Annotated in this window: 6 protein-coding genes; 5 read left to right on the forward strand and 1 reads right to left on the reverse strand. The window is 71.8% G+C overall.

Annotated features, from left to right (window positions below; translation table 11 throughout):
- The 4 genes from mfd to AC2CHE_RS25910 form a co-directional block, all read left to right on the forward strand.
- A partial coding sequence (mfd, locus tag AC2CHE_RS25895; RefSeq protein WP_484507451.1) for a transcription-repair coupling factor occupies positions 1 to 3,532 on the forward strand: 3,532 nt, incomplete at its 5' end.
- A gap of 22 nt (positions 3,533 to 3,554) precedes the next feature.
- Positions 3,555 to 4,322, forward strand: coding sequence for a hypothetical protein (locus tag AC2CHE_RS25900; RefSeq protein ID WP_484507452.1), 768 nt, complete (start codon positions 3,555 to 3,557; stop codon positions 4,320 to 4,322).
- 2 nt (positions 4,323 to 4,324) lie between these two features.
- Positions 4,325 to 5,332: a nucleoside triphosphate pyrophosphohydrolase gene (locus AC2CHE_RS25905; protein WP_484507453.1), complete on the forward strand. Its 1,008-nt coding sequence runs from the start codon at positions 4,325 to 4,327 to the stop codon at positions 5,330 to 5,332.
- Between the two features lie 131 nt (positions 5,333 to 5,463).
- On the forward strand, positions 5,464 to 7,083 hold the full coding sequence (locus AC2CHE_RS25910) for a DUF885 domain-containing protein (protein ID WP_484507454.1): 1,620 nt from the start codon (positions 5,464 to 5,466) through the stop codon (positions 7,081 to 7,083).
- Between the two features lie 31 nt (positions 7,084 to 7,114).
- Here AC2CHE_RS25910 and AC2CHE_RS25915 read toward each other — a convergent pair whose 3' ends face one another.
- On the reverse strand, positions 7,115 to 7,807 hold the full coding sequence (locus tag AC2CHE_RS25915; protein WP_484507455.1) for a hypothetical protein: 693 nt from the start codon (positions 7,805 to 7,807) through the stop codon (positions 7,115 to 7,117).
- Between the two features lie 220 nt (positions 7,808 to 8,027).
- On the opposite strand from AC2CHE_RS25915, the gene eno reads away from it, so the two are divergent.
- Positions 8,028 to 9,311 (forward strand): phosphopyruvate hydratase, encoded by a 1,284-nt coding sequence (eno, locus tag AC2CHE_RS25920; protein WP_484507456.1) that lies wholly within the window; start codon positions 8,028 to 8,030, stop codon positions 9,309 to 9,311.
- The last annotated feature ends 123 nt before the right edge of the window (positions 9,312 to 9,434 follow it).

A 9,434-nucleotide genomic window follows, 5' to 3' on the forward strand; every position in this document is an offset into this window, starting at 1 on the left:
GCGCACCGACGGCCAGCGCACCGGCGGCCCCGGCACCGACGGCCAGCGCACCGGCGCGACTGCCGGTGGTGCGGGGCGGGCGGTGCTGGCGGTCACCGCCACCAGCCGCGAGGCCGAGGACCTCGTCGCCGCGCTGGGCAGCCTGCTGCCGCCCGAGCAGGTGGCGATCTTCCCGAGCTGGGAGACGCTGCCGCACGAGCGGCTCTCGCCACGCTCCGACACCGTCGGCCGACGGCTGGCCGTGCTACGTCGGCTCGCGCATCCGGCTTCGGCGGGCGCGCACGGGCGCACCGGCCCGCTGCGGGTGGTGGTGGCCCCCGTCCGCTCGGTGCTGCAACCCCAGCTCAAGGGGCTCGGCGATCTGGAACCGGTCCGGTTGGCCGCCGGTGACGAGGCCGACCTGGAGCAGATCGCCCGCCGGCTGACCGACATGGCGTACGCCCGCGTCGACCTGGTCACCAAGCGGGGCGAGTTCGCCGTGCGCGGCGGCATCCTCGACGTCTTCCCGCCCACCGACGAGCACCCGTCCCGGGTCGAGTTCTGGGGCGACGAGGTGGAGGAGATCCGCACCTTCGCCGTCGCCGACCAGCGCACCATCGAGCAGATTCCCCAGCTCTGGGCCCCGCCCTGCCGGGAACTGCTGCTCACCCCCGAGATCCGGGAGCGGGCCGCCGCCCTCGCGCAGCAGCACCCGGAGCTGGCCGAGATCCTGGACAAGCTGGCCGGCGGGGTGCCGGTGGAGGGCATGGAGTCCCTGGCCCCCGCGCTGATCGGCAACGACTCGATGGAGCTGCTGCTGGACTGCATGCCAGCCGGCACCCACGTACTGCTCTGCGACCCGGAGCGGATCCGCACCCGGGCGCACGACCTGGTGCGTACCTCGGAGGAGTTCCTTCAGGCCAGCTGGGCCGCGGCCGCCGTCGGTGGCCAGGCCCCGGTCGACCTGGGCGCCGCCGCCTTCCACACCCTCGCCGACGTACGCGCGCACGCCGCGACCCTGCGCCAGCCCTGGTGGACGCTGTCCCCGTTCGGTCTGGCCGAGCCGGGCGTCGCGGCGACCCGAGAGCCGTGGGAGGACGAGCCGGCGGCGGTCGACGTCACTCCCGACGACGCCATCGCGGTGGCGCTGACCGCCCAGCCCGCACCGCTCTACCACGGGGAGACCACCCGGGTGGTCGACGACCTGAAGCGGTGGGCCGGCGAAGGCTGGTCGATCGCGCTGGTCTTCGAGGGGCACGGCCCCGCCCAGCGGGCGGTCGAGGTGCTTCGCGACGGCGGTCTCGGCGCCCGGCTGACCGAGGAGGTGCCGGCCGCGCCCGTCCCGGGTGAGCTGCTGGTCACCTGCGGCAGCCTGACCGGTGGCTTCGTCGACGAGGCGGCCCGGTTCGTGCTGCTCACCGGCAGCGACGTGACCGGCGGTCGGGGCGTGTCCACCCGTGACATGCGAAAGATGCCGAGCCGGCGACGCAACACCATCGACCCGTTGGAGCTGCGCGCCGGTGACCACGTGGTGCACGAGCAGCACGGCATCGGCCGGTACGTCGAACTGGTGCAGCGCACCGTCAACGGCGCCTCCCGGGAGTACCTCGTCATCGAGTACGCCCCGAGTAAGCGCGGCCAGCCCGGCGACCGCCTCTTCGTCCCCACCGACCAGCTCGACCAGTTGAGCCGCTACGTCGGCGGCGAGCAGCCCACCCTGCACAAGATGGGCGGCTCGGACTGGCAGAAGTCCAAGGCCCGCGCCCGCAAGGCGGTCCGCGAGATCGCCGCCCAGCTGATCCAGCTCTACGCCGCACGCAAGGCGTCCAAGGGGCACAACTTCGGGCCGGACACCCCGTGGCAGCGGGAGTTGGAGGACGCCTTCCCCTGGCAGGAGACGCCCGACCAGCTCGCCGCCATCGAAGAGGTCAAGCGGGACATGGAGCAGAGCATCCCGATGGACCGGCTGATCTGCGGCGACGTCGGCTACGGCAAGACCGAGATCGCGGTACGCGCGGCGTTCAAGGCGGTGCAGGACGGCAGGCAGGTCGCCGTGCTGGTGCCGACCACCCTGCTGGTGCAGCAGCACTACAACACCTTCGCCGAGCGGATGAGCCAGTTCCCGGTGACCATCCGGCAGCTCTCCCGCTTCCAGACGCCGAAGGAGGCCGAGCAGACCCTCGCCATGGTCGCCGACGGGACCGCCGACGTCGTCATCGGCACCCACCGGCTACTGGCGGCGGCCACCCGGTTCAAGTCGCTCGGGCTGGTCATCGTCGACGAGGAGCAGCGCTTCGGCGTCGAGCACAAGGAGCACCTCAAGTCGATGCGGGCGGCGGTCGACGTGCTGAGCATGTCGGCCACCCCGATCCCGCGCACCCTGGAGATGGCGATCACCGGCATCCGCGAGATGTCCACCATCGCCACCCCACCGGAGGAGCGGCATCCGGTGCTCACCGCCGTCGGTGCGCAGGACGACCGGCAGGTGGCCGCCGCGATCCACCGTGAGCTGCTCCGCGACGGTCAGGTCTTCTACCTGCACAACCGGGTCGAGTCGATCGAGCGGACCGCCCGCCGGCTGCGGGAGCTGGTGCCCGAGGCGCGGGTCGCGGTGGCACACGGGCAGATGGGCGAGGACGCCCTGGAGAAGGTGATGGTCGGCTTCTGGGAGAAGGAGTACGACGTCCTGGTCTGCACCACCATCGTGGAGTCCGGCATCGACATCCCGAACGCCAACACGCTGATCGTGGAGCGGGCCGACCTGCTCGGCCTGGCTCAGCTGCACCAGATCCGGGGTCGGGTCGGCCGGGGCCGGGAGCGGGCGTACGCGTACTTCCTGTATCCGCCGGACAAGCCGCTCACCGAGCACGCACACGAGCGGCTGGCCACCATCGCCCAGCACACCGAGCTGGGCGCCGGTATGTACGTGGCCATGAAGGACCTGGAGATCCGGGGCGCCGGCAACCTGCTCGGCGGCGAGCAGTCCGGGCACATCGAGGGCGTCGGGTTCGACCTGTACGTGCGGATGGTCGGTGAGGCGGTGCAGGCGTTCAAGGGCGAGCGCCCGGAGGAGGATACCGACATGAAGATCGACCTCCCGGTGGACGCGCACCTGCCCCACGACTACGTGGGGGTGGAGCGGCTGCGCCTGGAGATGTACCGCAAGCTCGCCGAGGCGCGCGACGAGGAGCGGTTGCGCGAGGTGGCCGCCGAGATGACCGACCGGTACGGCGAGCCGCCCGCGCCGGTGCAGAACCTGATCGCGGTGGCCCGGTTCCGGCTGCTGGCCCGGTCCTACGGCCTCACCGACGTCAGCCTCCAGGGCCGGCACCTCCGCTTCGGTCCGCTGCCGCTGCCGGACTCCAAGCAGTTGCGACTCAAGCGCTACCACCCCGACTCGGTCTACAAGGCGGCCCTCGACCAGGTGAGCGTTCCCCGCCCGATGACCCGCCGGGTGGGTGGCGAGCCGCTGCGCGACCAGTCCCTGTTGGACTGGTGCGCCCAGCTCCTCTCCGACGTGCTCGGCGTACCCGCCGGTGTCACCGGTGGTTAGGGGGCATGAGAGAGTGACGGGCATGCGTGCTCGCCGTCTTGTCGCCGTCGCCAGCGTGGCGGTCGGCCTCGTAGCCCTCGCCGGTTGCCGTTCCGAGCCCGGTGTCGCCGCGTACGTCGGTGACCAGCGGGTCACCGAGGACGCGGTCACCGAGGTCATCGAGGACGCTCAGGCGAAGAACCCGACCCCGACCGAGGGGGCTGAGGTGCCGCCCGGCGAGCAGCCGCAGTTGCCCGGCCAGGAGCCTCAGTTGCCCGGGCGCGGTCAGGTGGTGAGCACCCTGGTGCTCAGCGAGGTCTGCGAGCGGATCTCCGCCGACGAGGGCTACCGTTCGCAGAGCCAGGTCGACCCCGCGCAGGTGGCGCAGGGCATCGGTCTGAGCCCGGAGACGGGGTACGTGCGGCAGGTCGCCGAGCTGTACACCTGCCTGTCCGGGATCCCGATCGGCGCTCCGGTGGCCCCGACCGAGCAGGAGCTGATCGACCTGGTCGAGGCGGGCAAGCGTGCCGGCGCGGTGCCGCCCGAGGTGACCGTCGAGCAGGCCGCCGCCCAGCTCGACGGCGACCAGCTACGCCAGGCGCTGGCCAGCCGCAACTCGCTGCGGGAGGCGGTCGAGACGTACGACGTGACGGTCAACCCCCGGTACCGGCCGCTGGTGTTCCCGGTGCTGAGCTTCACCGGGCAGGCCATCGCGGTGGGCGTGCCGCTCGGCGAGCCGGCCTCCGACGCGGTCAACGACGTCTCCACCCCGAGGCCACGGCCCGAGCCGGCCGTGCCGACCGACGGCTGAGCATGCCCCGGATCGTCCTGCTGGTGACCTCGCCCCGGTTGCCGGCCGGGCTGTTGACAGCAGCCGCCTGGGACGTGGTACGCGCGGCTCCGGTGCTGGCCGCCGAGGAGAGCGAGCTGACCACGGCGCTGCGGTCGACGGGCGCCGAGGTGCGGGTGCTCGACGGACCGCCGGTGCCGGCGTTGCTGGACGCGGCGGCGGCGCAGGACACGGTGGTCTGGCTGGCCGGCCCGGCCGGGGACGAGTCGCTGGCCCGGGAGTTGGGGCTGCGCCTGGCCCGCGAGCCGGGGCTGGCGGAGCTGGAGCTGATGTACGGCTCCTGGGATCCACCGGGCGCGCGGCTGCTGGACGCGGTGGCGGTGTTCGACCGGCTGCTCTCGCCCGGCGGTGATCCGTGGAAGCGGGCGCAGACCCACCGTAGCCTGGCCGGGTTCCTGCTGGAGGAGAGCTACGAGGCGTACGACGCGATCAGCGCGGGGGACACCGACGCGCTGCGCGAGGAGCTGGGCGACGTGCTGCTCCAGGTGGTGCTGCACGCTCGGCTGGCCGAGGAGTTGCCCGAGGACGAACGTTGGAGCATCGACGACGTGGCCGGTGCGCTGGTGGACAAGATGATCCGGCGCAACCCGCACGTCTTCGCCGGTGCCGAGGCGGGCACCCTGGAGGAGATCACCGCCAACTGGGAGCGGATCAAGCGGGTGGAGAAGGCCCGTGACTCGGTACTCGACGGCATCGCGTTGAGCCAGCCGGCGCTCGCCCTGGCAGCGAAGATCCTGGAGCGGGCCGCCCGCGTCGGCATCTCCCCGCCCCTGCCCTCACCGGAGGCCCAAACCGACCCCGAGGCCATCCTCGGTGCCCGGTTGCTCGCCCTCGTCGCCCAGGCCCACGCCACCGAACTCGACCCCGAAGCCGCCCTCCGCCGCACCGCCCTCACCCACGCCCAATCCATCCGCACCACCGAATCCAGCCCTCATCCTCCCTCCCCACCCACCCCCACCCAGCCGCGTTGATCATGAGGTTAGCGGCACCGAATCCGAGATTTCGTGCCGCTAACCTCATGATCAACGCGGGGTGGGGTCGGGGGTGGGGGTGGGGGGAGCGCCGGCGGGCGGGCTCGGGTGGGGATGGTTAGGGTCGGAGGGTGGAGCGGTTTCAGGTGGTGGGGGAGCGGGTTGTCGAGGCGTTGCTGGGGAGCCGTCCGGGGCTCGCCGGAACGGCGGGAGACCATCGGGTCGACGATCGGCTGCCGGACTTCTCGGCCGACGCGGTCGCGGCGGACCGGGCGATGCTTGTCGACGCGGCGAGCGCGCTCGTCGAGATCGACCCCGACGACCTCGACGTCGAGGAGCGCGTCGACCACGCCCTGCTCTCCGCTTTGGTCGACCAGGAGCTGTTCGAGCTGACCGAGATCCGGGGGCATGAGTGGGACCCGCTCGTGCACAACCCCGGTCCACTGCTGCACGCCCTGCTGTCCCGCCCGTACGCGCCGGTGGAGGTGCGGTTGACCGCCCTCGCCGGCCGCCTCGCCGCCGTACCGGATGCGCTGGCGACCGCGCGCGCGACCTTGCGGGACATGCCCCGGGTGCACGCCGAAACGGCGGTCGGGCAGTTCACCGGTGTGGCGGCGCTGATCCGCGACGAGATACCCGCGCTGCTCGCGCAGGCTCCCGCCGGCATCGAACGGATCGAGCCGGCCGCCACCGCGGCACTGGCCGCGCTCGACGAGTTCGTCGCCTGGCTGCGCGCCGGGCTGGCGGCCGACGCCGGCCCGGGTCGCGACCCCCGGCTGGGCCGGCGGCGCTGGGAGGCGCGCCTGTGGCATGCGCTCGACACCGAGCTGGGTGCCGCCGAGATCCAGCGCCGGGCCTGGGCGAACCTCGACCGGGTCACCGACGAGATCCGGGCGGCGGCGGTCGAGCTGGTCGGTGGTCCGGCCGACGACGAGACCGTACGCCGGGCCCTCGACCTGCTCGCCGCCGAACACCCCGACGACCACACCATCGTCGACCTGGCCTCGATCACTCTGGACGAGGCAAGTGACTTCGTCCGCAGGCACGACCTGGTGACCGTGCCGGAGGATCCGTGCGCCATCCAGGTGATGCCGGAGTTCGCCCGGGGCGTGGCGGTGGCCTACTGCGATGCGCCCGGTGGTCTGGAGACAGCCGCTGTGCCGACGTTCTACTGCATCGCGCCGACACCTGTGGACTGGCCCGCCCGCCGAGTGGAGTCGTTCTACCGCGAGTACAACGACCACATGATCCGCAACCTCACCGTGCACGAGGCGATGCCGGGCCACTTCCTCCAACTCGCCCACGCCCGGCGATACGCCGGCTCCACCCGGGTACGGTCGCTGATCCGCTCCGGTCCGTTCGTCGAGGGTTGGGCGGTCTACGCCGAGGAACTGATGGTCGGTCGCGGATTCGGTGGCCTGCCGGTGCGGTTGCAGCAGCTGAAGATGCAGCTACGGATGACCCTCAACGCGCTGCTCGACCAGCTGACGCACGCCGAGGACCTGCCCGAGGCGGAAGCGATGGCGCTGCTGACCGGACGCGGCTTCCAGGAGGAGGGCGAGGCGGCCGGCAAGTGGCGTCGCGCGCTGTTGACCTCGGCACAGCTGTCGACGTACTTCGTCGGCTACAGCGAGATGGCCGACATCGCGGCCGCCCGGCCGCACGACGTACCGCTGCGTGACTGGCACGACGAGATGCTCGCCCACGGCAGCCCGCCGCCGCGCCACCTGCGCACCCTGCTCGACCTCTAGGCCGCGCGCTGCCCGGCTGCCCAGCTCTGGATCACGGACCCTCGGTGCGTCGGTCCACCACGTCGGCGCCCGCCGGCAGGTCGAAGGCGCCGCCGTCAACCTGATCGCCGAAGCGGCTCAGCGCCAACTCGACCGGTTGCCCGTCAACCTGTCCGGTGAAGCTGCCCAGCGCGCCCTGCCCGGTCACGCAGGCGGTGAAGCTCTCCGCGGCCTGGCGTACGTCGACACAGGTCGCATGGTGGCCGACGACCGTGCTGCTGCGCTCGGTGATGACCGCGTCCGGATCCAGCGCCGCGGCGGTCAGCCGACCCATCACCATCGGAGGAGTGACCAGCCCCTGTAGTTCGGCCTCGGCGAAGACCACGACCGAGGGCTTGCTGTTGGGCGCGGGCGGTTCCTCCAGCGTGCAGACGGGCCGGTCGCCGTCGGTGTCGCACCGGGTGGTCGCTTCGTCGGTGACGGTCAGCTTTCCGCCAGGCCAGGTGTAGCTGGACCGGGCCGGTTCCTGTGACTGGACGAACGAGGCGCTCCGCCCGCCGGGAAGCTGGTACTCCGCCGAGTATGTCAGCTCCAGTGCCCGGTCCATCCGCGCGGCGAGATCGTTGACGATGTCGGATCGCTCCATGGCCCGGCCGGCATCGTCCAGAGCCTGACAGCCGGTAACGGTGAGCGACGCGATGACCGACACAGCGAGCGTACGGAGAGTGGTCGAGGCGGCGGGCATGGCGACCAGCCTTGTCGATCAGATCCCGCTCGTGCAAACCGGTTGCCGGTTGGGGCACGAGAATTCGGGAATGTCCGACCCGTCGGGTGTCGCAGCGTGGTCGACGACCCGCCCGGTCGCCGTGCCGCAGAGCGTGGACCGATACGCTGCGTTCAACACCTGCCGCTGCCGCACCGTCGCGGCCGAACCGGACGAGACCACACGAACGAGGAGCGACTCAGTGGCAACCATCGAGGTAATCGAGGCTCGGGAGATCCTGGACTCGCGGGGCAACCCGACGGTCGAGGTCGAGGTCGGGCTCGACGACGGCACGATCTCCCGGGCGGCGGTGCCCTCCGGCGCCTCGACCGGCGCCTTCGAGGCGATCGAGCTGCGCGACGGTGACAAGGGCCGCTACCTGGGCAAGGGCGTGGCGAAGGCGGTCGCCAACATCGAGGACCGGATCGTCGACCAGCTCATCGGTTACGAAGCCAGCGAGCAGCGGGCGATCGACCAGAAGATGCTCGACATCGACGGCACCGACAACAAGGCCGAGTTGGGCGCCAACGCGATCCTCGGGGTTTCCCTGGCGGTGGCCAAGGCCGCGGCCGGCAGCGCCGACCTGAGCCTCTTCCGCTACCTGGGCGGCCCGAACGCGCACCTGCTGCCGGTGCCCATGATGAACATCCTCAACGGCGGGGCGCACGCCGACAGCAACGTCGACATCCAGGAGTTCATGATCGCGCCGATCGGCGCGCCCAGCTTCCGGGAGGCGCTGCGCTCCGGCGCCGAGGTGTACCACGCGCTCAAGTCGGTGCTGAAGAAGAAGGACCTGTCGACCGGGCTCGGCGACGAGGGCGGCTTCGCGCCGAACCTGCCGACCAACGCCGCCGCACTGGACCTGATCGCCGAGGCGGTGGAGAAGGCCGGCTACCGGCTCGGCACCGACATCGTCTTCGCCCTCGACGTGGCTGCCACCGAGTTCTTCGCCGATGGTAGCTACACCTTCGAGGGCGCGGCCAAGAGCGCCGCGGCGATGAGCGAGTACTACACCAAGCTGGCCGACGCGTACCCGATCGTCTCCATCGAGGACCCGCTGGCCGAGGACGACTGGACCGGCTGGCAGACTCTGACCGCCGCGATCGGTGACCGCGTCCAGATCGTCGGTGACGACCTGTTCGTCACCAACCCGCAGCGCATCGCCCGGGGCATCGCCGAGCAGGCGGCCAATGCGGTGCTCGTCAAGGTCAACCAGATCGGCTCGCTCACCGAGACGCTGGACGCGGTGGATCTCGCCCACCGGGCCGGCTTCAAGTGCATGATGAGCCACCGCTCCGGCGAGACCGAGGACACCACCATCGCCGACCTGGCGGTGGCCACCGGTTGCGGCCAGATCAAGACCGGTGCCCCGGCACGGTCCGACCGCGTCGCAAAGTACAACCAGCTGCTGCGGATCGAGGAGGAGCTGGCCGACGCGGCGCGGTACGCCGGGGCGGGCGCGTTCCCGCGTTACCGTTCCGCCTGACGGATGCCGTACCTCGGGGGAGGGGTGTGATGCAGCAGCGCCGCACACCGGGTGGTCAGCGTCCGGTCCGTCGGCCGGCCCGCGCCGGCCGGCCCGGCACGGCCCGCGACGGCGGTGTCCGCG

It is taken from the genome of Micromonospora sp. ATLC16 (assembly GCF_057196645.1).

Excerpts from the sequence above, each read along its gene's own strand:
- AC2CHE_RS25900 (WP_484507452.1), top strand. The coding sequence starts at position 3,555 with ATGCGTGCTCGCCGTCTTGTCGCCGTCGCCAGCGTGGCGGTCGGCCTC.
- AC2CHE_RS25905 (WP_484507453.1), top strand. The coding sequence starts at position 4,325 with ATGCCCCGGATCGTCCTGCTGGTGACCTCGCCCCGGTTGCCGGCCGGG.
- AC2CHE_RS25915 (WP_484507455.1), bottom strand. The coding sequence starts at position 7,807 with ATGCCCGCCGCCTCGACCACTCTCCGTACGCTCGCTGTGTCGGTCATC.